Origin of the sequence: Campylobacter concisus, assembly GCF_902460675.1 — a bacterium.
GTDB lineage: Bacteria > Campylobacterota > Campylobacteria > Campylobacterales > Campylobacteraceae > Campylobacter_A > Campylobacter_A concisus_AJ.
This window is the reverse complement of record NZ_CABPUQ010000001.1, coordinates 922964-947932: the sequence shown is the minus strand read 5'-3', so window position 1 is coordinate 947932 and position 24969 is coordinate 922964. Positions and strand designations below refer to the sequence as shown.

At 40.3% G+C, this 24969-nt stretch carries 24 protein-coding genes; 18 read left to right on the top strand and 6 right to left on the bottom strand.

Features of this window, described 5'->3' with window-relative positions:
- Position 1: 1 nt before the first annotated feature.
- Positions 2-376, bottom strand: a complete 375-nt coding sequence (locus F3G88_RS04610) for a heat shock protein transcriptional repressor HspR (protein WP_149715488.1) — start codon at positions 374-376, stop codon at positions 2-4.
- 3 nt (positions 377-379) lie between these two features.
- Entirely contained in the window at positions 380-1276 is an 897-nt protein-coding gene (locus F3G88_RS04605; RefSeq protein WP_103559064.1) for a DnaJ C-terminal domain-containing protein, read from the bottom strand.
- Between the two features lie 155 nt (positions 1277-1431).
- Here F3G88_RS04605 and F3G88_RS04600 point away from each other — a divergent pair, with 155 nt between their 5' ends.
- The 4 genes from F3G88_RS04600 (at position 1432) to F3G88_RS04585 (ending at position 5321) form a co-directional block, all read left to right on the top strand.
- Positions 1432-2835 carry a Do family serine endopeptidase gene (locus tag F3G88_RS04600; protein ID WP_149715487.1) on the top strand — a complete coding sequence of 468 codons (1404 nt, stop codon included), beginning with the start codon at positions 1432-1434 and terminating at the stop codon, positions 2833-2835.
- A gap of 98 nt (positions 2836-2933) precedes the next feature.
- Entirely contained in the window at positions 2934-3611 is a 678-nt protein-coding gene (locus F3G88_RS04595; RefSeq protein WP_103608858.1) for a response regulator transcription factor, read from the top strand.
- Positions 3611-4852 carry an ArsS family sensor histidine kinase gene (locus tag F3G88_RS04590; RefSeq protein WP_149715486.1) on the top strand — a complete coding sequence of 414 codons (1242 nt, stop codon included), beginning with the start codon at positions 3611-3613 and terminating at the stop codon, positions 4850-4852. The genes F3G88_RS04595 and F3G88_RS04590 overlap by 1 nt, the downstream gene beginning before the upstream one ends.
- Before the next feature lie 31 nt (positions 4853-4883).
- Positions 4884-5321, top strand: coding sequence for a nucleotidyl cyclase domain-containing protein (locus F3G88_RS04585; protein WP_021085477.1), 438 nt, complete (start codon positions 4884-4886; stop codon positions 5319-5321).
- Between the two features lie 865 nt (positions 5322-6186).
- Here the strand turns inward: F3G88_RS04585 and F3G88_RS04580 are convergent.
- Positions 6187-7458 carry an O-acetylhomoserine aminocarboxypropyltransferase/cysteine synthase family protein gene (locus F3G88_RS04580; protein WP_149715485.1) on the bottom strand — a complete coding sequence of 424 codons (1272 nt, stop codon included), beginning with the start codon at positions 7456-7458 and terminating at the stop codon, positions 6187-6189.
- A 107-nt stretch (positions 7459-7565) separates the two neighbouring features.
- Here F3G88_RS04580 and F3G88_RS04575 point away from each other — a divergent pair, with 107 nt between their 5' ends.
- Genes F3G88_RS04575 through F3G88_RS04530 form a run of 10 tightly spaced genes read left to right on the top strand, consistent with a single transcriptional unit; the run spans position 7566 to position 15213 of the window.
- Positions 7566-7898 (top strand): hypothetical protein, encoded by a 333-nt coding sequence (locus F3G88_RS04575; protein WP_103569806.1) that lies wholly within the window; start codon positions 7566-7568, stop codon positions 7896-7898.
- Positions 7895-8518, top strand: a complete 624-nt coding sequence (locus F3G88_RS04570) for an HAD family hydrolase (protein WP_149715484.1) — start codon at positions 7895-7897, stop codon at positions 8516-8518. Before F3G88_RS04575 ends, F3G88_RS04570 begins: the two co-directional genes overlap by 4 nt.
- A gap of 48 nt (positions 8519-8566) precedes the next feature.
- Positions 8567-8821: a DUF2018 family protein gene (locus F3G88_RS04565; protein WP_103621346.1), complete on the top strand. Its 255-nt coding sequence runs from the start codon at positions 8567-8569 to the stop codon at positions 8819-8821.
- Complete coding sequence (locus F3G88_RS04560) at positions 8814-9245, top strand: hypothetical protein (RefSeq protein WP_149715483.1); 432 nt, start codon at positions 8814-8816, stop codon at positions 9243-9245. The genes F3G88_RS04565 and F3G88_RS04560 overlap by 8 nt, the downstream gene beginning before the upstream one ends.
- Positions 9246-9255: 10 nt before the next feature.
- A complete protein-coding gene (locus F3G88_RS04555) occupies positions 9256-10149 on the top strand; it encodes a polyprenyl synthetase family protein (RefSeq protein ID WP_149715482.1) in 894 nt (297 codons plus the stop codon).
- Positions 10149-11432 (top strand): glutamyl-tRNA reductase, encoded by a 1284-nt coding sequence (gene hemA, locus F3G88_RS04550; protein WP_103631231.1) that lies wholly within the window; start codon positions 10149-10151, stop codon positions 11430-11432. The genes F3G88_RS04555 and hemA overlap by 1 nt, the downstream gene beginning before the upstream one ends.
- A complete protein-coding gene (locus F3G88_RS04545) occupies positions 11422-13122 on the top strand; it encodes a proline--tRNA ligase (protein WP_149715481.1) in 1701 nt (566 codons plus the stop codon). The genes hemA and F3G88_RS04545 overlap by 11 nt, the downstream gene beginning before the upstream one ends.
- On the top strand, positions 13119-13550 hold the full coding sequence (locus F3G88_RS04540; protein WP_149715480.1) for an FxsA family protein: 432 nt from the start codon (positions 13119-13121) through the stop codon (positions 13548-13550). Before F3G88_RS04545 ends, F3G88_RS04540 begins: the two co-directional genes overlap by 4 nt.
- Before the next feature lie 8 nt (positions 13551-13558).
- Positions 13559-14494 (top strand): hydroxymethylbilane synthase, encoded by a 936-nt coding sequence (gene hemC / locus F3G88_RS04535; protein WP_149715479.1) that lies wholly within the window; start codon positions 13559-13561, stop codon positions 14492-14494.
- Entirely contained in the window at positions 14491-15213 is a 723-nt protein-coding gene (locus F3G88_RS04530; RefSeq protein ID WP_149715478.1) for a hypothetical protein, read from the top strand. The genes hemC and F3G88_RS04530 overlap by 4 nt, the downstream gene beginning before the upstream one ends.
- Here F3G88_RS04530 and F3G88_RS04525 read toward each other — a convergent pair.
- Entirely contained in the window at positions 15184-15579 is a 396-nt protein-coding gene (locus tag F3G88_RS04525; RefSeq protein ID WP_223228731.1) for a lecithin retinol acyltransferase family protein, read from the bottom strand. The two genes, F3G88_RS04530 and F3G88_RS04525, sit on opposite strands and share 30 nt — an antisense overlap.
- 95 nt (positions 15580-15674) lie before the next feature.
- On the opposite strand from F3G88_RS04525, the gene F3G88_RS04520 reads away from it, so the two are divergent.
- Both F3G88_RS04520 and F3G88_RS04515 read left to right on the top strand, forming a co-directional pair.
- Positions 15675-16181, top strand: coding sequence for an ester cyclase (locus F3G88_RS04520; protein WP_223228730.1), 507 nt, complete (start codon positions 15675-15677; stop codon positions 16179-16181).
- 42 nt (positions 16182-16223) lie between these two features.
- Positions 16224-18032, top strand: a complete 1809-nt coding sequence (locus F3G88_RS04515; RefSeq protein WP_149715477.1) for a menaquinone biosynthesis decarboxylase — start codon at positions 16224-16226, stop codon at positions 18030-18032.
- A gap of 1652 nt (positions 18033-19684) precedes the next feature.
- Here F3G88_RS04515 and F3G88_RS04510 read toward each other — a convergent pair.
- Positions 19685-20704 carry an HdrB C-terminal domain-containing protein gene (locus tag F3G88_RS04510; protein ID WP_149715476.1) on the bottom strand — a complete coding sequence of 340 codons (1020 nt, stop codon included), beginning with the start codon at positions 20702-20704 and terminating at the stop codon, positions 19685-19687.
- Between the two features lie 63 nt (positions 20705-20767).
- Between F3G88_RS04510 and F3G88_RS04505 the strand changes: the two genes are divergently transcribed.
- A complete protein-coding gene (locus F3G88_RS04505; protein ID WP_103616756.1) occupies positions 20768-21589 on the top strand; it encodes a thiamine-phosphate kinase in 822 nt (273 codons plus the stop codon).
- Positions 21567-22691 (top strand): tRNA pseudouridine(13) synthase TruD, encoded by a 1125-nt coding sequence (gene truD, locus F3G88_RS04500; RefSeq protein WP_103616755.1) that lies wholly within the window; start codon positions 21567-21569, stop codon positions 22689-22691. The genes F3G88_RS04505 and truD overlap by 23 nt, the downstream gene beginning before the upstream one ends.
- Before the next feature lie 120 nt (positions 22692-22811).
- On the opposite strand, the gene F3G88_RS04495 is transcribed toward truD, so the two are convergent.
- Positions 22812-24719: a methyl-accepting chemotaxis protein gene (locus F3G88_RS04495; protein ID WP_411160870.1), complete on the bottom strand. Its 1908-nt coding sequence runs from the start codon at positions 24717-24719 to the stop codon at positions 22812-22814.
- Positions 24720-24969 lie beyond the last annotated feature (250 nt).

The following is a 24969-nucleotide window of genomic DNA, read 5'->3' as shown; positions in this document are numbered from 1 at the left end:
ATTATTTTTTGCCTTCGTAAAATACAAGATCAAAGCTACTTTTTCTCTTTACTAGTGATCTTTTGGTGCTAGTTTGACTGGTAGCTTCGTGTAATTTTTTATTTAAATCATCAATAGTTGCTCCTAAATCGTCAATTTTCTCTTTTAGCTGAAGTATCACATCAACACCTGCTAAATTTACACCAAGTTCTCGGGTTAAATTTAGTATCGTTTTGACGCGATCAACGTCTTTTTGTGAGTAGAGCCTCATCTTGCCATCTGTTCTTGAGGGTTCAACTAGCCCCTCCCTCTCGTACTGTCTTAAAGTTTGTGGATGTATGCTTAAAACCTTTGCTACAACGCTTATTAAAAAAAGTGGTTCTTCATAATTTTGCATTTTTTACTCCGGTAATTTTTCTTTTAACTCTTTTACTAAGCCTTCGTCAAGCTCACTAATGTTTGGAAGTTTCACCCTGGCCTTTAAGTAAAGATCGCCATAAATTCCGCTCTTTCTATTTTGCACGCCGTATCCTTTTAGACGGATCTTCGTGCCTGTTTTTGAGTTCTCAGCGATTTTAATGGTTACATCTTTTTTATATGTATGCACATTTATCTTACCGCCAAAGAGCATAGTTTTTAGTGGAATTTCTATATCTTTATAAAGGTCGTCGCCAACTCTTTCATACTCGTCGCTTGGCTCAACGCTAATGGCAAGTATAAGATCGCCAGTTTGACCGCCAGCACTCTTGCCTTTGCCTTTTATGCGAAGTTTTTCGCCGCCTTCTATGCCGCTTGGGATCTTTATCTTGATGCTTTCGCCATTAAAATTTATCTTGTGTTCGCCGCCAGTCACAGCCACGTCAAATGGTATAGAAATTTTGGCATTTACATCTAGGTCAGCTCCGCCAAAGCCAAATCCGCCTCCGCCAAAGCCTTCAAATCCTTCAAAACCTCCACCAAATCCACCGCTAAATTTAGCGCCGCCTCCGCCAAAGCCGCCTGAGAAGATATTTTTCAAGATATCGTTTAGATCGCCCATATCGGCCGAGCCTCTGGCAAAGTCGTGGAAATTTTGACCGCCAAACATATTGTCGCCATATTGATCATACTGGGCACGTTTTTTCTCGTCACTTAAAATTTCATAAGCAGCGTTTATCTCTTTAAATTTATCCTCTGCTCCAGGGTCTTTGTTGATGTCTGGGTGGTACTTTCTAGCAAGTTTTCTGTAAGCTTTTTTTATCTCGTCGCTTGATGCGCCTTTTGAAACTCCTAAAGTTTCATATAAGCTTTCGCTCATATATTCTCCTTATGTTTTTTGACACGGATTATATCACAAAACTTTAGTCTATGCAAGTCAAGTTTATTTTTATTTACAAAGGAGAAAAAAGCGTTAAGATTTTATTTTTAAGCTCTATTTATAATTTCAAGACATTTTCAATTTAAAGGAAAAAAATGAAAAAATTTATGCTAATTTCATTAGCAGCGGTTTCTTTGCTAATGGGAGCTGATATTAAATTTAACGAAGCAAACCAAGATGTAACTAGAGTTTCGCCGTTAAGTGATAAAAATAGTGTGCTCTCATACTATGACTCTATCGCTCAGGCAAAACTTTCAGTTGTAAATATCTCGACTACAAAAACAGTAAGCAACGCTGGCATCGAGCAGATGTTTAATGACCCGTTTTTTAATGAATTTTTTGGATTTAACTTTGCAAAACCAAAAGAGAAAGAAAAAACAACCTCTCTTGGCTCTGGCGTCATCATCTCAAATGACGGCTACATCGTTACAAACAACCACGTCATCGAAGATAGCGACCAGATCGTTGTGACCTTGGCTAAGGGCGGCAAAGAGTATAAAGCAAAGCTAATCGGCAGCGATCCAAAGACTGATCTAGCCGTCATAAAGATAGAGGCAAATGGGCTAAATGCGATAACATTTGCTGATTCATCAAAGCTACTTGATGCTGATGTTGTCTTTGCCATAGGCAATCCATTTGGCGTGGGCGAGAGCATCACTCAAGGTATCGTTTCAGGGCTAAATAAAGATGATATCGGACTTAATCAATATGAAAATTTCATCCAAACAGACGCCTCTATAAACCCTGGCAACTCAGGCGGCGCTTTGGTTGATAGCAGGGGCTATTTAGTTGGTATAAACTCAGCCATACTTTCAAAAAGTGGTGGCAACAACGGCATAGGCTTTGCCATACCATCAAATATGGTAAAAGATATCGCTAAAAAGCTGATAACTGACGGTAAGATCGAGCGTGGATTTATCGGCGTTACGATCGCAAATTTAACTGATGAGCAAAAAGAGCTTTACACAAATAAAGAAGGCGCTTTAATAAGCGGCGTAGAGCAGGGCATGCCAGCAGATGAAGCAGGGCTAAAAAGAGGTGACTTGGTCATATCTGCAAACGGCAAAGCTATCAAAAACGCAAATGATCTTAAAAATTTCATCGGCTCACTAACTCCAAATAGCAGCGTTGATATAACTTACGAGCGATCAAATAAGGTGATGAATACAAAAATCAAGCTTGTAAATATGGATCACAACGCAAAAGATGCGACAAAAAGCGTCATCATAGAAGGTCTTAGCGTTAGTAATCTAAGCGATGAGATAAGATTTAAGTATAAGATCAGCCCAGATACTCAAGGCGTGCTTGTAACTGACGTAAAATCTGGCTCAAAGGCTGAAGACTTTGGCTTTGAAAGAGGCGATGTGATCGTTCAAGTTGGCGAAGAGAGCATAAAAGATCTTCAAACATTTGCAAGCACAGTTAAAAACGCAAAAGGCAAAAAGACGCTAGTGTGGATAAACCGCGGTGGCATCATGCAAGGCCTTGTTATAAAATAACCACTTAAGAGCTGAAATTTCAGCTCTTAACTCTTTTAAATTTTTAAAACCTTTATCTGCTATAATCCTTAAAAATTAAATTTACAACAGGAAAGATCATGACTAGAATTTTAATGATAGAAGATGATATGGAGCTTGCTGAAATTTTAACTGAATACCTAGAAAACTACGACATAAAAGTGACGACGGCTGAGGAGCCATATATCGGACTATCTACTCTAAACACGAGCGAATTTGACCTAGTTATCCTTGATCTTACGCTCCCTGGCATGGACGGACTAGAGGTTTGCAAAGAGATAAGAAAAAGGCATAACATCCCTATAATCATCTCAAGCGCAAGGCACGATATAACAGACAAAGTAAATGCCCTAGATAACGGCGCGGATGATTATTTGCCAAAGCCTTATGACCCACAAGAACTTCTTGCTCGCATCAAAAGTCATCTAAGAAGGCAGAGTATCGCCCCTGCAAATGAGGCAAGAAATTTAAACAAAGACTTGGTATTAAAAGAGTTTGAGAGAGAAATTTTATTTAAAGGCAGCGTGCTAAATTTAACCGCGGCAGAGTATGACATCTTAAAATACCTGCTTCAAAAAGAGGGCGGAGCGGTCACTAGAGAGGAGCTCATCTACAACTGCGAGAGCATAAATGAAGATAGTTCAAACAAAAGTATCGACGTCATCATCGGCAGAATTCGCCAAAAACTAAATGAAAATCCAAAAGAGCCAAAATACATCCACGCGATCCGCGGCATCGGCTATAAGTTGGTTCTTTGATGCCAAGATCTTCTATATTTATCACGATAACGTTTATCTTTGGACTTGCGCTCGTTTCGATATTTCTAGCCTTTTTGTGGCTTATGGGCTTTGATAAGCAAAACTACACAAGAGAGCTAAATAACAAATACTCAAACGTCGCTAGGACAAATTTGCTCTACATGGGTGGCATCATAAACAAAGCCCAGTACGATCGTCAGCTCTCAAACATCGACATGCCAGAGATCACCGCCAAAAATGAAAAAGAAGAAATTTTAAAAAATGCAGCTGTTTTAGAAGAAATTTCAAGTGATCTAGGATCTAGTGCTATCTTGCTTTACGACAAGCATCACTACCTAAAGATCGAGCATTTAGACGAGCTAAAGCTTTTGATGGATAAAGAATTTCAGCCATATAGATATGAGGTGATAAAGGCTGTATTTGCCGTAGTTGCGGTCATTTTGCTGGCTGCTTATATATTTGTCATCTATAAGATAAAACCGCTTAGAAAGCTAAAGCGTCAGATCGTTAAATTTGCAAATGGCGAGCTTGACGGCGTGCAAAATGTCGGCAACGGCAAGGATGAAATTTCTGAAGTTTCAGAGGCGTTTTATGGAGCGGTTTGCCAGATCAAGGCACTAAATGACTCAAGACATCTTTTCTTAAGAAATATCATGCACGAGCTAAAAACGCCTATCACAAAAGGTCTCATCGCTGCGCAAATGATAGAAAAAAGCAAAAATCAAGAGAGACTAATCTCTGTCTTTCACAAGCTTGAAAATTTGATAAACGAGCTTGCGGCGATCGAGCAGATTACTTCAAAGATAGGACTTACAAACAAGACGCCTTGTCTTATGAGAGACCTTATCGATGAGGCGATAGATATAGCGATGATCGAAAAAGAGCATGTTGGTATCAGCGAGCTTGATGAGGTTAGGGTGATGGTTGATTTTAAGCTATTTTCAGTAGCTATAAAAAATATGATAGATAATGGCATAAAGTACTCAACCTATAAGCACGTAAATATCATGGTTAGCAAGGATCATATGAAATTTATAACCCAAGGCGAGAAGCTAAAAAATGAGCTTGACTTTTACATCCAGCCATTTATCAAAGGCGAGGATGCACAAAAGAGCTTTGGTCTAGGTTTATATATAGTTAGCAACATCCTTGAGGCTCATGGACTAAAATTTGGCTATGAATACAAAAATGGAATGAATGTCTTTATTTTTGAAAATTTACAAGATATAATAGCGGCGTAAAATCAAAACCGCAAAAAAAAGGAGTGTAAAAATGGCGGCAAAAATCTTCTCGGCAGTTGATATTTTATCAATAATCGATCTTGAGATAGCTTTTATAAAGCGATACAAAAACGTAAAGGACTATGCGAAAAATTTATCTTTGATATATTTTTCTTTGCCAAATAGTAAAGAATATGGCGAAATTTTTGAAAAAATCCTAAGGCAAACAGACGTTGTCATAAGAGAAAACGAACACTACGTGGTCGTACTTCACGGTACAAACGAGAGAGGCGCTAGCGAGCTACTAACTGGCATACAAGAGTTTTTAAACGCTGAGCCGATCGATCTAGTAGTTACTTATCCAAAAGATGGAAAAGACGCAAAAGAGCTTGCTATAAAACTTCAAGATGAGATAAAAGACAACTACGGCGTCTTGCTTGAGATGCTTGTAAATCAAGATAAATTTGAAGTCTTTGAAGATATCGTTTGAGATAAATTTAATAAGAGATTTTGCTACAAATTTGCACCATTTCTTTTAAACATTTATTAAAATTTACTAGAGTTTTTAAGCCACATGCAGTGCGCCAGCACGATTGCATGCCACTTTGAACGTGCGAGGGGTTTAGGGGATTTAAAAAGGGGGATAAGGGGACGGCCTCGTAATTCAAGTCCCCTTGTCTCCCTTTTGAATAAAATAGCTTATAAATTTAAAGTCGTGATTTCAAAAATAGAAATTTACTATTTTGCAAATTTTAAAATTACATTCACTCACAAGAGTTGACTACTAAAATTTGGCTTCGCTCATCGCTTAGCACAAATTTTAGAGCTGAAATTACTCGTTCATAAAATTTTAAAATTTGTGTGAGCTTATCTGGTATAAAAACACATGCGGCACGATAGTGCCATCGCATGCCCTTTGAACGTGCGAGGGGTTTGGGGGATTTAAAAAGGGGGATAAGGGGACGGACTTCGTGTCTGCCCTGCAGTTGCGAGCCTGCGAAGCAAAATTCAAGTCCCCTTGCCTCCCTTTTGAATAAAAGAGCTTATAAATTTAAAGTCGTGATTTCAAAAATAGAAATTTACTATCTATCAAATTTTAAAATTACATTCACTCGCAAGAATTGACTACTAAAATTTGACTTCGCTTGCCGCTTAGCTCAAATTTTAGAGCCGAAATTACTCGTTCAAGAAATTTTAAAATTTGATAGACCTTTAACAAAAGGCTTGCAGTGTGGTGTATTTTCTAGCGTAGAAGAAAATTTAGATCAATTTTTCTTGTGGTAAGAGTATATGCAAGGTTTAAAAGATGAGTCAAATTTTTAGCCCAAAGCGAGCTAGAAATTTGACTTTTTGGCTTATTCTAAAGCTTGAGCAAGATCAGCTATCAGATCCTCGGCGTTTTCAAGGCCTATGCTAACTCTTATCAGTTCTTTTGTGATGCCAGCTTTGATGAGCTCTTCGCTACTTAGCTGCTGGTGAGTTGTCGAGGCTGGGTGCGTGATGAGCGATTTTGTATCGCCGATATTTACCACGATCTTAAAGAGTTTTACGCGCTCTAGCATCTTTTTTGCGCGCTCAAAGCTATCAGTCTCAAAGCAAAATAGTCCATTTGCCATGCCATCTTTAAAGTATTTTTGCGCCTTTGCGTGATCTACGTTATCGGCAAGCCCTGGATAAGCCACGCTTTTTATATGCTTGTGAGAGTTTAGAAATTTAGCCACTTTTAGCGCGTTTTGCGAGTGTCTTTCAACCCTAACAGCGAGCGTTTCAAGCCCTTGTATAAGCTGCCAAGAGTTAAACGGAGAGATCACAGCGCCGATGTCGCGCACGATAGCAAGCCTCATTCTTAGCGTGTAGATATCAAAACGATCCGTCATATCGGCATAGACGATGTCATGATAGCTTGCATCTGGCGTGTTAAAGTGCTCATATCGTTTGTTGCCTTTTAGTTTTTCGTTTAGGTGGTTTGCACTTACAACGACACCTGCTAGGCTAAGGCCTTGACCGCTCATATATTTGCTCGCACTATGCACGCAAACATCGACGCCGTGGCGAAGTGGCTGAAAGATGATAGGCGTTGGCACGGTGTTATCGGTGATGCTGATGATGCCATATTTGTTTGCGATTTCTACGATTTTCTCGATGTTTGGGATAGAAATTTGCGGATTTGAAAGCGTTTCAAAAAATATAGCCCTAGTTTTATCATCTATCAAACTCTCCAGATCATCAGCAGTGTCGCTGTCAAAGACTCTAGCCTCTATGCCAAATCTTTTTAGCGTGTGCGTAAAAAGCACTGTCGTGCCGCCATAAATTTTCTTAGCGATGATGATATTATCGCCTGCTTGGGCTAAATTTATGATGCTGTAAAACAAAGCTGACTGACCGCTTGCAGTCGCTATCGCAGCAGCTCCGCCCTCAAGTGCGGCAACCCTTTTTTCAAAGATATCTGTCGTTGGGTTGCTAAGTCTTGTGTAGATGTAGCCGTTATCTTTTAGATCAAACCTAGCAGCTGCTGTCTCGGCACTTCCAAAGTCATAAGCTGTGCTTTGAAAAATAGGCACAGCCATCGTGCCAAAGCCCTCGTTTGTGTCGTAGCCTACGTGGATTGCAGCGGTTTCTTGCCTCATTTTTGCTCCTTGTTTAAGTAATTTTGGCGTAAATTATACATTAGCAAAGCCAAAATTTAGGGGATAAAATCAAATTTTGATATAATTTGCCAAAAAAAAGGAAAAATTTGAACCAAGTCACGGACAAATTTAAGCGTGTAAAATATCTTCGTGCGCTAGAAAAATTTGCAAAATCAGCGATAAACGGGCTAAAAAGAGATGACTTTGACGAGAGCGAATTTCGCCAAAGAGTTGAGAAAAATGCGAAAGTCATCGAAAAAGTAGAGGCTGTTTATCTTGATCAGCCATACTCAAAGGCGCTAGAAAATTTTATAAATTTGCTTATCAAAAATGCCTCAAAAGAGGAGCTTTTAAAGGCGGCAAATCTACTTGATAAGCTAAAAAATCAAAAGACATATAAGAAAGAAAAACATAAAAATAAATTTAAGGATGAGGATTGAAAGTAGTTATTTTTGATATGGATGGCACGGTGATCGATAGTGGTGAGGCGATATATAAAACAGTAAATGAAGTAAGAGGTGAGCTAAATTTGCCGCCACTTGAAAAAGAATTTATCATAAAAGCGATCAACGAGCCAGGTAGAAATTTAGCCCTTGAGTTTTACGGCATCGACACGCCAAGCAGGAGCTTAAAAGAGGGCTTTGAAGAGAAATTTAAGAAATTTTACGATGAGTGTGCGACTACCTATAATGGCGTAAAAGAGCTTTTGCAAAAGTGTAGAGATGCTCACTATAAGGTTGTTTTGGCAAGCAACGCACCGCACGATACACTAGAGAAAATTTTAAAGAAAAATGAAATTTATGAGCTATTTGACGAGGTCATCGGCGCTAGCAAAGAGATACCGCAAAAGCCCGATCCTGCGATGCTTCATTTGGCTGTTAAAAAAACTGGGGCGAGCAGGGCGATCTTTGTTGGAGATAGCTTAAAAGACGAGCTAGCTGCTAAAAATGCAAATATGCCTTATGTGCAAGTTTGCTGGGGATTTGGCGAGGAGAGCAAAACCGCGACTTATAATGCTAAAAATGTCAGCGAAGTGTGGGAGATAATATTAAATTTTTAACTTAGTTTTAATTGGCTATAATCTTAAGAAAATTTCAAAGAAACAGCGATGATAGATATATTTGAGGGCAGTGCGAGGGATAAATTTTATGACATTTTGTTTAACGCAAATGCCGTTTTGGTTAAAAACGAGATAGATAAAATTTTTGAGAAATTTGTAGCTATGAGCGAGCTTTGCGAAAAGCATGGCGTTAGCGAAGATGAGATCAGAAATTTTATATTCTCAGAGCAAGATAAAATTTATAACGGAGTAAATGACCTATATATCGAGCTAAGCGGAGAAATTTTAAGCCAAAATGAGTAGAATTTTTGCGCTCATAGCCTTGCTAGCCGCTCTTCTTTTTGCAAAAGAGCCAAATTTTGATCCAAATTCGGTGCATACATTTGAGCTTAAAAAAGATGAGTGGGCGCGGGTCTTTATAACCGAGAAAAAAACTCAAAGAGTTGAAACATTTGACTTTCGTTGGACGCTATTTGATAGCACAAATATCACTGTGCAAAGCTTTTTTAGGCGCTATCCAAGGCAGATGGTCTTTTCGCTAAGACAAGGACAAAACACCTACATGCAGCGAGTTTTGCCTGATTTTATGATGCCACCAAACGAGAGCGTGAGCCTTTATATATCATTTATTGATTTTAGGGACAAAAAGGCGCATTTTAGGGTGGCGCTGTTAGATGAGAGCAAGCGTGTGGATGTGGGTTTTAGAGATCCACATGAGGATAAATAGAAGGATAAAAATGGATAAAATCGATGAAATAATGAGCAAATTTATAAACGAGCTTGGCTACAAAGAGGCGTTTGAGATGTTTTTAAAGATAAGCTCAGGCAAGAAGCTTCGCTCAAAACTTCTATTAAAGATCGCAGGCGAGAGTGAAATTTCGCTTAAACTTTGCGCTATCATCGAGCTCATTCACCTTGCAAGCTTGCTACACGACGACGTCATAGACGAGGCAAATATAAGACGCGGCAAACCAAGCATAAACGCACTTTTTGGCAGTAAAAACTCAGTCATGCTAGGTGACATCCTCTACTCAAAGGCTTATTTTGAGCTTACAAAATTTGATCCAAGCATCGCAGCTGTCGTTTCAGACGCGGTCAGCAAGCTAAGCATCGGCGAGATGATGGATGTGAAAATGGCTGAAAATTTTAATGAAAACGAGCAAGAATACTTAAAAATGATCTACTATAAAACAGCTGTTTTGATAGAAGCTACGGCTATTTGTGGGGCAAAGCTAGCTGGCAAAGATAGTGAGAAATTTGGACTTTATGGCAAAAATTTAGGTCTTGCATTTCAGATCGTTGATGATATCTTAGACATAACTCAAGATGAAAAAACGCTTGGCAAACCAGCACTTAATGACTTTGTCGAGGGCAAAACAACACTTCCATACATTTATCTTTATAAGAGCCTGGACGAGGCTGGCAAAGCAAAGCTTAGATCGCTTTGGACAAAGAAGCTTGACGAGGGCGAAATTTCGTGGTTAAAAGAAAATTTTGATAAAACTAGTTCAGTTAGCAAAGCCATAAACGAGGCAAAAAGGCTTGGAAATGAAGCGATAGAAGCGATAAAAGAGTATAAAAACGCTGAGCTTGAAGGGATCATAAAAAGCATGATAGATAGGGAATTTTGATGCACTATTTAGACATAAGTTTTACATATAAAAACACTGATATTTCGGTCAGAGAAAAGCTTGCATTTGATAGTGACGAGAAAAAAGAGCAAATTTTAAAGCTGATAAACTCAAACAAAAACATAAAAGAGAGCATGGTGCTAAACACCTGCAACCGCGTCGAGATCATAGCTAGCGTGGAGGATGTAAAGGCTGCCACTGCTCATATCATCAGGTGTATGTCGATATTTTCAGGCGTTTTTGAAGATGAGCTTTATGAGAGAGCTGACATCTACGAAAACAGCGGTGCTGCACACCACCTATTTGCTGTGGCAAGCTCGCTTGATAGCCTAGTCGTTGGCGAAACACAGATCGTTGGTCAGCTAAAAAATGCCTTTAAATTTGCCTATGATAACAACTCATGTGGCGAAGATATCAGCAAGATCATACACTACGCATGTAAGTGCGCTGCCAAGGTTAGAAACGAAACTCAAATTTCTAAAAACCCAATCTCAGTTTCAAGCGTCGCCGTAGCAAAAGCAAAAGAAATTTTTGGCACGCTTGAGGGCAAAACGGCTATCGTCGTGGGCGCTGGCGAGATGGGCGAGCTAGCAGCAAAGCACCTCATATCAAGTGGCGCAGAGGTGATCATTATAAACAGAAGCTCCGAGCGCGTTGAGCAGTTAGTTGATAGCTTAGGAGATAGCGCGAGCTGGGATAGCATATTAAAACTAAAAGAATACGTAAATAGCTACGATCTCATCTTCTCAAGCACCGCAGCCCCACACGCCATCATCACAGGAGAGATCATCGAGCCAAGAGAATTTCACAGATACTTTTTTGATATCGCCGTGCCAAGAGACATCGATCTTTTAAACACGGAGCTTATCAGCGTCTATACGGTCGATAGCTTAGAGGAGATCGTGCGTAAAAATTTAGCCCTAAGAGAGGAACAGGCGCAAAAGGCCTACTCGATCGTCGGTCAAGACACGAGTGAGTTTTTAAAGACTTTAAAAGAAGATATGAGCGTGCCTCTTATAAAATCAATCCGCAAGCAGGCTGAAATTTGCGCGAAAAATGAGCTAGAAAAGGCGATGAAAAAGGGCTATTTAAAACATAGCGATTATGATGAGGCACAAAAGCTCATTCATCAAGTCTTTAAAGCCTTTTTGCACCAGCCAACGATGAAGCTAAAAGGGCTTGCAGACGAGGAGAGAGCGAGCGAGCTTTCAAACGGAGTTAAATTTTTATTTGACATAAAAGATGAACAAAATTTTCAAGCAGGAGATATAGATGAAATTTAGTAAATTTTACGCCCCAACTACCAAAGAAGCGCCAAAAGATGCATCTTTACCAAGCCATCAGTTTTTGATAAGAGGTGGCTTTGTCGAGCAGATCGGCTCTGGGCTTTATAACTATCTGCCGCTTGGAAAGATCATGCACGATAAAATTTCACGTGTGGTGAAAGAGGAGATGAACGAGGCTGGAGCGCTAGAGGTGAGCTTTAGCGTGGTCACTTCAGGCGAGCTTTGGAAGCAAAGTGGCCGCTACAACGTCTTTGGCAAGGAGCTTTTGCGCTTTAAAGATAGAAAAGAAAATGACTTTGTCATAAGCCCGACAAACGAAGAGGCAGCCGTTGCTTTGGTGCGTGGCAAGGTGACTAGCTACAAGCAGCTACCACTAAATTTATACCAGATAAACACTAAATTTCGTGACGAGGCAAGGCCACGCTTTGGCTTGCTAAGAGGGCGAGAATTTACGATGAAAGATGGTTATAGCTTTCACTCTAGCAAAGAGGATCTTAAGCGTGAGTTTGACCTTATGGAGGCAACTTACAGTAAGATTTTTACTCGTTTGGGGCTAAATTTTAGAGCCGTAGAGGCTGATAGCGGAGCCATAGGAGGAAGTGGCAGTAAAGAATTTATGGTGCTTGCAAGTAACGGCGAGGACGACATACTTTGCTGCGAGGCTTGCAGATACGCTGCAAACGTCGAGGCGGCAAGACGCAAACCAAGAGTTAGCGAGGCTGAAGCGCCAGAGGCGGACGCGGCTAAATTTCTAACGCCAAATGCAAAAACTATAAAAGATGTCGCTGAGTTTTTTAAAGTTAGCGAGTTTTACTGCATAAAAGCTGTTATGAAAAAGGCGATCTATGAGGATAAAGAGGAGGTCGTGGTCTTTTTCGTAAGGGGTGATGACGAGCTTCAAGAGACAAAGGCGCAAAACGCTTGCAAGGCGCTTGAGCTAGTAGATGCTAGCGAGGCTGACGTGGCGAAAGCTGGATTATCTGCTGGATTTTGCGGGCCAGTTGGGCTAAAAGATGTGAAATTTTTCATAGATAACGAGCTAAGGGGCGTAAATAACATGATATGCGGCGCAAACGAGAAGGACTATCACTTTGTTGGCGTTAGTGTTAGCGGATTTAACGAGGAGAGATTTAAAGACCTTGTAAAGGTAAAAGAGGGCGATAAATGCCCAGCTTGTGGCGGAAATTTAAAACTTAGCAAAGGCATAGAAGTCGGTCATATCTTTCAGCTAGGCGATAAATATTCAGCTGCGATGAACGCGACATATCTTGATGAAAACGGCAAGGCAAAGCCATTTTTGATGGGCTGCTACGGCATTGGTATCAGCAGGCTTATCGCTGTGATGATAGAGGCTAGCCACGACGAGAAAGGCTGCATCTGGAAAAAAGAGTGCGCGCCGTTTGATGTGGAGATCATTATCTCAAATTTAAAAGATGAAGCGGGCGTTAAATTTGCATTTGAGCTTTATGAGAGCCTTAAAAAAGCTGGCGTTAGCGTTATAATTGATGATAGAAACGAGAGATTTGGCGTTAAGATGAATGATTTTGAACTTATCGGCTTTCCTTATGCGCTGCTTGTGGGTAAAGAATTTGCAAATGGCAAGGTCGAGTTTATCACAAGAGATGGGCTAAGCAAAGAAACGATCGACGCAAACGACGCCTTTAGAAAGATAAAAGAAAGCTTATGAGATTTTTCGCATTTTTGTTTTTTTTGATAGAAGCGGTCTTTATCTATCTTTTTGTTGATAAATTTGGCTTTTTGAACTACTTTCTTGAGGTGCTGGTCTCTGGATTTGTGGGCATCGCACTTCTTTTTAATGCTGGATTTTCTAGCTTAAATTCGCCTCAAGCGGCATTTAAAAGCTTTCTTGGCGGAAATTTATTTAGTCAGCTAGGGCTTAGCTTCGGCGGAGCTCTGCTCTTTTTGCCAGGAATTTTGACAGACATTTTTGGTATCGCCGTGGTCTTTTTTTCTTTGGTGTTTAAGAAAAATGCAGCGAAAAATGAGAGCTATCAGGAGTTTAAATTTCAAAATTTTAGCCAGCACGCCCCAAGAGAAAATGAGGGCGAGATCATCGACGTTGAGGTCATCGAAGAGCCAAAAAGAGTAAATTAGGAGAGATGATGAAAGAGATAAAAATAGCAACTAGAAAGAGCATCTTAGCACTTTGGCAAAGCGAGCATATCAAGGCTAGGATCGAGGCGCAGCACAAGGGCGTGAAGGTCGTGCTTGAGGGCATGAAGACAAAGGGTGACGTGATCCTTGACACGCCACTAGCCAAGATCGGTGGCAAGGGACTTTTCACAAAAGAGCTTGAAGATAGCATGCTAAAAGGCGAGACTGACATCGCCGTGCATAGCCTAAAAGACGTGCCAGTAGTCTTTCCAGAAGGGCTTAAACTAGCGGCTATTTGCTCACGCGAGGACACCAGAGATGCGATGATAAGTGAGAAATTTGCTAAATTTAGCGACCTACCGCACGGCGCTAAAGTCGGCACAACGAGCCTGCGCCGCAAGATGCAGCTGCTTATCATGAGGCCTGATCTTGAGATCATCTCGCTTCGTGGAAACGTGCAAACTAGACTTAGAAAGCTAAAAGAGGGCGAATTTGACGCGATCATTTTGGCGATGGCTGGCATAAACCGCCTAAATATCAAGGCTGAAGTGGCGCACATCTACACATTTGGCTTTGATGAGATGATACCTGCGATGGGTCAGGGTGCTCTTGGCGTCGAGGCTAGAGATGAGAAGCAAATTTTAGAGCAGATTGACTTTCTAAACGACGAAAATGCGGTCATCGAAACGACTATCGAGCGTGATTTTGTAAGCGTTTTAGAGGGTGGCTGCCAAGTGCCAATAGGCATAAGCGCAAGGCTAAAAGGCGATGAAATTTCTATCGATGCGATCGTTGGCCTGCCTGATGGAAGCGAGTATATAAAAGATAGCTTAAAGACTAGCAAAGATAAATTTCAAAGCATCGGCAAGGAGCTAGCGCATAAATTTATAGAAAAAGGGGCGAAAGAGCTTTTAAAGCGCGCTGAAGAGATGGCGAATATATGAGAAAAGCGCTTATTTTGGCGTTTTTGATGTCAGAGCTTTTTGCACAGGTAGATTTAGAGCTTATTTATTCGCTCTTTACCGATAAAAATTTCGATAAAAACGTCTATTTTAAGGGTGAGATGCGAGATCGCTTAAAAAATAATTTTTACTCATCCGACAAATTTGACGAAATAAAAGTCGCCAAACTCGGCAGGAGTAGCGAATTTAGTGGGATATTTCGCGTTTGGCTCACTTCTAAAAACGGCGCATCCCTTGATCTATACATTTTTGCTAAAGAAGACGGTATTTATGCGCTCAGATCGCTCGCGCAAACCGGCATCATAGAGGCAACGATAAAGGGCTATGAAGTTGCGAGCGAGGCGGAAAAGGCGCAACTTAGAGCAATGGACGTGGATATAGAAAATTTAAGGCTGGTTTTGGCAAGCGATAATTCATTGCTAAAATTCGGACGCGAAAATGAGGCAAAATTTGAAGAGCTATTTGCGCTATATCAAAAGGACGAAGTGGCGGCAAACGAATTCGTAAAGCGATTACATCTATCTCATGCGTCGTACGACGACGGAGTTTTTGAGCTTACCGTAGGCGGCATAACAGATAACGTAGTGGGCTTTATGCGCGTGGAAAACGAATCTAATCTGCCGCAGATGAGTCCGAGCGAGTTTATAATGTTAGAACGGCTATCTTTAAACTCAAAATGGTATCTTTTTAAGACGACTTAGAACAGGTAGAGGATAACTAGGCTGGCTTGCAGCTTTTTGCTCGCCTATGCGCTCTTTAGCCAGGAGTGCCACCTTCTGGCCGCTAAATGGCGCATTTGTGTACTCTTTTATCTGCCAAGTATCGCCGCTAACAAACTCCTCGAGGCTAGTCATCTCTACCTTTGCGATGTTGCGTTTATCTAGCGGCACGACGTTGCTTAAGATCTCCTCAAAACAGCTCTTTTCAAGCACGATCCCACGCGCCAAGCCGTTATAATGCACGACCATATCATCTCCGACGTAAATGCCGTGATGTTCGTAAAGCTTTACGCCAAACACGTTTCTGTCTACGAAGACGTGATCGCCTATTTTTGGTAAATTTTGCATATCTCTCTATAAAATTTATTAAAAATCGCAATAAAACGACAAATTTAGCCCAAATTTGCTAAATTTCAAATAGTATTTAATCTACAAGGAAAGATATGAAAAGACGAAATTGCTTAAAATTTGCCGCTATTTCGGGAGCTGTGACGCTACCTGGCGCGCTAAATGCAGCAAGCCAAAACGTGGATAAAATATCACAAAATAAAGCTGCAATGAAGCGCTTTGAAAAGGCTATAAACAGCGCAGATGTGGAGGCTCTAAAAGAGCTGGTGGATCCAAAAGCGCCGTTTCTCACGCCTGCTTCGCCTAAGCCGCTTTACGGCGGTGAGGGCTACTTTGCGGTAGTAAAGATGATGCGAGATAGCTTTCCTGATGTGCAGTGGGCGATGCAAGATATGGTGGCTGACGAGCGCTGCGTGGCGGTGTATTGGCTCTGCACGGGTACGCATGAGCACGACTTTGCGGGCGTTGCGGCGACTGGGCGTAAATTTAGCGCTAGGGCGATGAATTTTTACTATTTTAATGACGCCGGCAAGATCACAAACGACGTGGCAGCCGAAGGTATGATCGCTATTTTAAGAGCCATTGGTGCCTGCGATAAATAAAGTAAATTTTGGCTATCATCTTTGAAAATTTAAGGGAAAAATATGGACTACATCAAGCTTTTAAAAGATAGCGGCCTACTTAGGGTGATCGAGGAGCCAACGGATATCGACCTAGAGATCGCGCACGCTAGCTACATCGAGGTTAAGCGCGAGGGCTCGCAAGCACTTCTTTTTACAAATCCAGTCTGCAAAAAAACTGGGCGTAAATTTGCCCCAGTGCTTACAAATATCTACGGCTCAAAAAGGGCGCTTGAGCTTATTTTTGGTCGTGATCCTAACGAGATCGCAGCTGAGATAGAAAAGCTTTTAAAGCCTAAAAAACCTGAAAATTTCAAAGAAAAGCTTGACTTTTTATCATATCTTTTTAATATGAGAAAGATATTTACAAAAAGGCTAAAGGGCGAGGGCGAGTGCCAGCAGGTCAAATTTATGGGCGAGCAGGCCGATCTTTTGAGCCTGCCTGCGCTAAAGACTTGGCCGCATGACGGAGGTGCTTTTATCACGATGGGGCAGGTCTATACGCAAAGCTTAGACGGCGCGCTGCAAAATTTAGGCATGTATAGACTGCAAATTTATGATAAAAATCGCCTTGGCATGCACTGGCAGATCCACAAAGACGGCGCAAATTTCTTTCACGAGTATAAGCGCGCAGGTCGTAAGATGCCAGTTTCAGTGGCGATCGGTGGCGATCCACTCTACATCTGGTGCGCTCAAGCGCCGTTACCAAAGGGCGTCTTTGAGCTGCTACTTTATGGCTTTATCCGCAAAGAACCAGCCAAGCTTGTAAAGTCGCTAACCAATGAAATTTACGTCCCGTATGACGCAGACTACGTTATAGAGGGCTTTGTCGATACGACTAAGAGCGAGCTTGAGGGGCCATTTGGCGATCACACTGGCTTTTACACGCCAGTTGAGCCGTTTCCAGTGATGGAGGTCACGGCGATAACGAGCAAGCAAGACCCCGTATTTCATGCGACCGTGGTTGGCAAGCCGCCGCTTGAGGATAAGTACATGGGCTGGGCGACTGAGCGCATTTTCTTACCACTTTTGCGAACGACCGTGCCAGAGCTACTAGACTACAATATGCCTGAAAATGGCGTCTTTCACAACCTTATCCTAGCCAAGATCAACGCCCTTTATCCAGCGCACGCAAAGCAGGCGATGCACGCGTTTTGGGGAGTTGGGCAGATGAGCTTTGTAAAGCATGCGTTCTTTGTGGGTAACGATGCGCCAGAGTTAGCGGAATACGACAAATTTGCGGACTTTGTGCTTGATAGATTTGGTAGTGAGAGTGTGCTGATAAGCCAGGGCGTGTGCGACCAGCTCGATCACGCCAGTCCAAACTCGTGCTTTGGTGGCAAGCTAGGCATCGACGCAACACAGGACTTTTGTAAATTTAGCCCTGCAATTTTAAGCGATGATGAGCTTTTGGCTAAATTTCAAAGCGTTGCGCCAAATATTAAAGAGCTTAGGCAGTTTAAAAAGCAGAGTAAAACGCCTATTTGTGTGGTGAAATTTGAGAAAGATCGCCCTGTAAAAGAGCTATTTTCTAAGCTTTTGGAATTTAGGGAGTTTTTCAAGCTTCTAGTCGTAGTGGATATGCAAAACTACCTAGAAAACCCATATATGCTACTTTGGCGCGTGACAAATAACATTGATGCCTTGCGTGATATCTACACAGATGGCGAAAATTTCTGCGTGGATGCGACGAGTAAGAGTGAGCTGGAGGGCTATACTCGTGGCTGGCCTATGCAAACTGACTGCGAGCGCGAAGTGGTGGCTGAGCTTGTGAGGCGTGGCGTAGTAAAAGATGAGCCAGAGCTATTTCATAAATTTGAGATATTTGGGTAGGGTTGTAGCCTAGTGGCTTTTGGCATGCTCGTGCGCAAAAGTGGCAAGAAAATGCGCTCAGTCGCCCAGCCCATGTAGTTATATTCAAGCGGCTACTTGCCAGTCGCAGTCGTATGAAATGCTGCCTCCCTGTTTGCTGGCCGTAGCCATCGCTAAAAATGGTTTGATCGGCGCATAAAAGCCGGTGTGATCGCTCAAGCTCGCTTATAGTCGTATCGACGAATCCCTTTATCGCTAGACTTTAAATTTGATTCAGTAGTTTTGGCTTGATAAAATTGCTTTTAAATTTAAAATGGATCAGGTTTTGCACTTAAAAATAGCTTAGTTTAAGGTTATTTTTATATCATAGCATAAAATTTCTTACCATTTTTATGAAAATTTCTAGTTAAATTTATCTGTTTTTTTTTCGGTTTTTGGCTTGGTTGGCAAAATTTACACCAGCAAATGCAAATTTTTAAATTTAGCACTTCAATTTTCTTAAAATACTAAAAATAATATGTATAAAATTATGCAAAATAATATGATTTTGCCTTATTGGAGGTAAAATTTAGAGTTGTGCGCTAGTAAAATTTAAATTGGATCTGTTGTGATGAGCGTATAAACATTTAAATTTAAAAATCAGAAGTGTGAAAGCTTTTTAATTTAATAAAGTTACAAGCCTTAAAAAGCTACATTACGCCTGCTTTTGGCAATTTTGGATGCAAATAAAAGCCTTACTAGCTGACTTTTGCAAATATTTTTAACTTTTTAAATAGTTAAAGTTAGTGCATTGGATTAAATTTAAATAGTGAGCTTGTGGAATTTACAGTATTTTAAGTTAGGCTACGTGCTTGTTTTGTGTTGAAATGTAAAACTTTGCCTGCCGGTCTTTTGCTTTAAAACAAATTTAGTGCAAGAGAACAAATTTACAAGAAATACCTAGAAAAGCTAGTAAATTTGGGCTATAAATTTGCTAGATAGGGGCATTAAATAGCGATCTGCTTGGTTGTTTTGGCACGCGCTATTGTGGTGTGATAGGCTGCGGTGTTATAAATTTAGATGTAGCCATTAATTTTACTAGATTAAGTTTTAAATGATGGTTTGTTAGTTTGAGTAAATTTCGCCATTTTGCTACTGCAAGGGAAATGTAAGTATAAATTTTAGAAGTGGCTAGTAAAAATGGATCATAAATTTGACAAGTCTAGTTTGAAAATTTACCTTTAGATACCGACGTCTTGCTTTTAGGGGGAGAGCTCTGTTGTTCGTAATAAAAATAAAATTTACAAGTTTTACCTGTGTTTCAAATATGCAAAGATCGCATGAGAGGTTAAAATTTAGAATAAAACATTTGAAAATTTAAATTTAATAGGCTCTATGGAGGCTTTAAAACTCTTAAATTTTAGATTTATCTACAATTAGGTTGTAAATTTGCTGTCTGGCTTTTAAAAACACTTTCTGATTTAAGTACTTTTGGCTTTTGTTGTTGGCTTTGGTGGCAATCACTCCATGGCGTATCTTTGCTAGCTATCAAAGCATTGTCTAAACTCGCAAGAGCTTAAAATGGCTTGTTTTGGATGTTGTTTTTTGTTTTTAGAAAAAATATAAACCCTAAATACAAGATTTAAAATCGCACAAGTGCCATAAGGCATTAAATTTGACGTAGTAAATTTAGCTCACAAATTTACCAAACCAACCTTCAAAACATGCTCTTTTAGGCCACTTGGTATCTCGCCATTTTCAAGCGCCATTAGCTCGCTCGCTCTTAGGACGTAAAAGTCTTGCAAGCTTCTATTAGCAGACTTCTCAAGCTTTTTTGCTAGCGTGTCAAAGATATAAAACTCGGTCTCATTGCTAGCTAGTAAAAAATCAGCCCCACTATCAAATGCAGCAAAAATGATCTTGCTAGCAAGCTTGCAAGCTAGCTCTTCATCGACTTTTAAAAGATCATATCCACAAGGCGTTTTGGCGTTTAGCTCTATAAAATTTGCCCTGTGACTGCTTAAATTTGCGGGCAGTCTATCTTTTATGGCTATTTTAAAATCATTAAATTTGCTAAGTTTTTCTATCTTTTCAAACTCGTTTTCATGTTTTTGTGCAGCTTTTACGCCTAAAACTTCTTTGAAAAAATCAATCGCTTCAGTGTATTTTTCGCTACCTTCAAAGAGTAGATCATCAAGCTCGCAGGCTATCAAAACGCCATTTTTAGCGCTAACAAGCTTTAAAATTTCATCATTTTTCTCGTTTTTGTAAAGATGATGAGCTAGCATTATCGCAGCAGCGCCAACAAAATTTGGCTCATAGTCTTTCACAAAATCAGCATAGAAATAGGGCTTAAAGCTAGCGTAAAGCTCTTTGTCAGCTCTTTTGCAAAAGCTAGCAAATGGCTCAAATTTCGCCCAAAAATCATCATCATTTATGGCAAGGTCTAAAACCGCTCTTTTTTCGCTAAGCGGGGCGATGCAAAGCTCGTCTCCAAGTTTTTGAGCTAAATCTGCAAGTGGTTGGGCGGTGCTAACTACGACACCATTTACCTTGACAAAGCCTTCAAATGGGCTAAAATAGGGGTCTATGCTCTTTACGTGGGCAAAAAGCTCGTTTAAGTTTGCAAAGTCTGAAATCTTTAAAAAATAGGGCTTAAAATATGCCAAAACATCTCTTTTCGCATCAAATCTAAAAATCTCAACTCTTTGCATCTGTATCCTTTTTTTGGGCTTATTTTATCCTAAATTTAAAAGGAGTTTCATTATAATAGCTCAATGGATAAAGAAAATTTTACGATTGCATGCTTTAGTAACGAATATATCGGCGATGACGCGGCGGTTGCTGACAAAATGGTCTTTAGCAAGGATATATTTGCGCAAAATTCGCACTTTAAGCTTGGTTGGCTAAGCCTTGCAGAGATCGGCTACAAGGCGATGATCGTAAATTTCTCAGACACGATCGTGATGAATGCTAAGCCTAAATTTGCTCTTCTTGGACTTAGCCTGCCAAAAAGCTTCACGCCCCGGCAGATCAGCGAGCTAACTAGCGGCATAAATAGGGCGTGCGAGGAGTTTGGCGTAAAGATAATAGGCGGCGACACGATAAGTAGCCCTATTTTAAACATAAGCGTCAGCGTGATCGGCGAGCTAAAGGGCAGGGCTGTGCTTAGAAAAAATGCTAAATTTGGCGATCTAGTCGCATTTACTGGCAAGCTTGGCGGCAGTCAAAAGGGGCTAAATTCGCTTCTAAGACTAGCTCAAATTTCTAAAAACTCACGCTTTAAAAGACCCGTTTTAAGAGATAAGTTTTTTTACAAAGTAGCTCATCTGCTAAATTCTGCCATGGACATATCGGACGGGCTAAATACCGACCTTGGCAAGCTTTTAAAGGCTAGCAAAAAGGGTGCTAAATTTACAAAAAAACTAAGCAAATTTGAGCTTAGTAGTGGCGAGGAGTACGAGGTTTTATTTACCTTTAGCCCTAAAAATTTAAGCGCTATAAAAAGGATTGCCGCAAAAACTAGGACAAAGATCACGATTTTTGCCAAAATTTCACACAAAAGGTTAAGACAAAATGCAAGAAGCCACCACTTTTAAGCCGCTCTATGCGCTCACTCATGCGCCCATCGAGGCATATTTTTCTAAAAATTCAGATGATTTTGTCGTGCGCGAGATACCACTTTATGAATTTAGCGGTGATGGCGAGCACTTGATCGTTGAAATTTCTAAAAAAGATATGACGACAAGCGACGCTTTGCACGCCTTAAGCGAGGTTACAGGGGCTAAGATGCGAGACTTTGGCTATGCTGGGCTAAAGGACAAGCAAGGCATGACTACGCAATTTATTTCGATGCCTCGTAAATTTGAGAGCGTGCTTGCAAACTTTAGCCATGAAAAGATGAAAATTTTAAACCTAAACGTGCACAAAAACAAGCTTCGCATCGGACATCTAAAGGGCAATAGCTTTTTCATCCGCCTAAAAAAGGTGCTGCCAAGTAGCGCTAAAAAGCTAGAGCAGGCATTTACCAGCATCGATAAGATGGGCTATGCAAACTACTTTGGCTATCAGCGTTTTGGCAAATTTGGCGACAATGCTACAACTGGGCTGGAGCTACTTAAAAACGGCACGATAAATGGCAAAAAGAGCAAAAATGTAAAGCTAAATGACTTTTTGATCTCAGCCTATCAAAGCGAACTTTTTAACCGCTATCTTAGCAAAAGGGTTGAAATTTCAAGGTTTGTAAGCGACTTTAGCCTAAGTGAGCTAGGCGAAATTTATAAAAACTTTAGCAAGGATGATCTAAAGGCGATGAAGGTGCAGGAGAGCTTTTTTAAGCTTTTGCCAGGAGAGGTCTTGGGGCACTATCCATTTGGCAAGCTCTTTTTGTGTGAAAATTTAGATCAAGAGGCGCAAAGATTTGCTAGGCGTGATATCACAAGCCTTGGTCTCATAGTCGGCGCAAAGGCCTATGAGGCAAGCGGCGTGGCAAAAGAGCTTGAGGATGAAATTTTCGCTGAGGCAGTTTTGCTTACTTCAAAGATCGCTGGCTCAAGGCGCTTTAACTGGGCGTATCTTGAAAATACAAGCTACAAATACAACGAAGAAAACGCTCATTTTAGCTTAAATTTCACACTTCAAAAGGGCTCATACGCCACGGTTGTGCTAGAAGAAATTTTGCATAAAAATATATTTGAGTAGTGTAAATTTAAAGATAGTTTTAAAAGTGTGGCTAGCTAAATTTAGCTGGTTTAAATTTAAAAAGGTCTAGCCAAAGCTAGACCTAAAAACATTAAATTTTAAATTTTAAGAGGTAAAAACTTAAGTTCTAAAGACACTTAGTTTAGTATTTAGCGCATCTGTCATCTTATTTAGATGCTCAGCCGCAGAAGCTATCTCTTCGACGCTTCTAGCATTTTCAGATGAAATTTGATTGATCTCTGAGATGCCATCCATGATCTCATTTACATTTTTGCCAGTTGCGATGTAGTCTTGCATAGTCTTATCAGACATCGCTATGGCGTTATTCATCGTTGCGCTCATATCATTTATAGTCTTTTCAACGTCACTTGCCACATGGGTTAGCTCTTGAATTTGTTTAGAGTTGATGCCCATTTGCTCGCTGCTATCATTGATCGCTTGAACGATAACGTTGATGGTTGCATTTATCTCTGTTAGAGACTTTTGAGTTCTCTCAGCTAGCTGTCTAACTTCATCAGCAACAACTGCAAAGCCACGTCCATGCTCGCCAGCTCTTGCTGCTTCTATTGCTGCATTAAGTGCAAGTAAATTTGTCTGATCAGCGATGTCGTTGATAACAACAAGGACTGATTTAACCTGCTCAGCATCACGGCTAAGCTGCTCGATCTTGCCAGCCATTTGATTTTCTACATTAGCAGAGTCTATGATCTGAGATGATAGGGCTCTGATAGCCTCAGTAGCTGTTTTTATATGAGTGCTTGCCTTTTGAAGGTCATCTTTGCCAGCTTGAGCAATTGAAAGTGACTCTTTCATAGCTTCTTGCATAGACTTACATCTTTGATTTGTCTCTTCAACGATCTGGGTTGATTCTTCTACGCGTTTGCCTGTTTGAAGTGAGGTAGAGCTTAGCTCGTTAGCAACTGAACTGTTTTCACTTGAGAGGTTTTTAGTGTCGCTTATAAGCACTCTTATGCGCTCTATGAAGTTATTTATATCATTACTTATTTTAGCTATCTCGTCTTTGCCGTAGATCGGGATTTTAAGAGTAAAGTCAGATGTTATAGCATTTAAATTTGCTCCTAGTCTATCGATAGGATTTGCAACTAGCTTTTTAAGCAAGAAGATAGATACTATGATAAGAAGCAATGTAACTATAATGCTTGCTATGATGAAGTTTTTGCTAACCACTTTTTGAGGTGTTAAAAAGTCATCAGTAACAGCTGAGCCAAGCACGATCCAGTTAAGCTTATCAAATGGCTCGTAGGCAACTACTCTCTCAACTCCATCAACATTTATGAGTTTGACACCTTCTTTAGTTTTTACTATGTCATCAACTATATCTTTTAGCTGACCTTCTGGTGCTTTGCCAGCTAGTTTTGGGTGGATGTCATAGACATTTGTCTTTGTATTAAAGATTGAGAAGTAGCCACGCTCGCCTAGCTTCATTTGTGCCATTGTCTTTTGAAGATCTTCTAGGCCTTCAGTAAAGTCGTAACCTATAAATAAAACTGCTACAACTTCGCCGTTTTGAACGACTGGCTCATAAACACACATGTAGTTTCTACCAAAAATATTTAAAGCACCCACATATGTCTCTTTGTTCATCATCTTTGGATAGATCGTTTTATTTAGCATACCAAGCGCTCTACTGCCATCATCTAGTAAAAGTGAGGTAGATACAGCAGCAAATTCATTGCCTGATTTTGCAAAGATGGTTGGGATACCGCCGTTTGTTAGCTTTTTGATCTTATCAGATATCTCATGGTTGTTATTTAGCACGCCCATTTTATCTGAGATAAGCTCTACAGCATCGTCGTTTTCTGTTTTTATGGTTTGGCTAGTGGCTCTTATATTACCTAAAGCCTCTTTTAAGACATGCATATATAGTTTTGCATTATCTTCGTTATCTTCATCAAATAGCTCAACTGTGTCCATCGCAAGCGCAACGTTTTGCTGAATAGTTGTTTCTACTCCCTCCTTGATCTCACGCTCTAAGACATGTGATATAAAAAATACAAAGCAAGCCATACAAATGGCAAGAACTAAAGCGATGATCGCTGAGACCTTGACTAAGATGCTACGCAAATTCATCTATATCCTCCTTGGTTTAGATTTTAAGGGTTTATTATACAAATTTTTTCTCGTAAAACATATAGAATTTTATGGAAAAATAACGAATTTTAAATTTTTGTTTGCTTTATATTTATAACTATAACTTTTATGAAACTGGAGTAAAAATTTATAAAAAATTGCTATTTAAATTTAGCTTTTTAAGCGA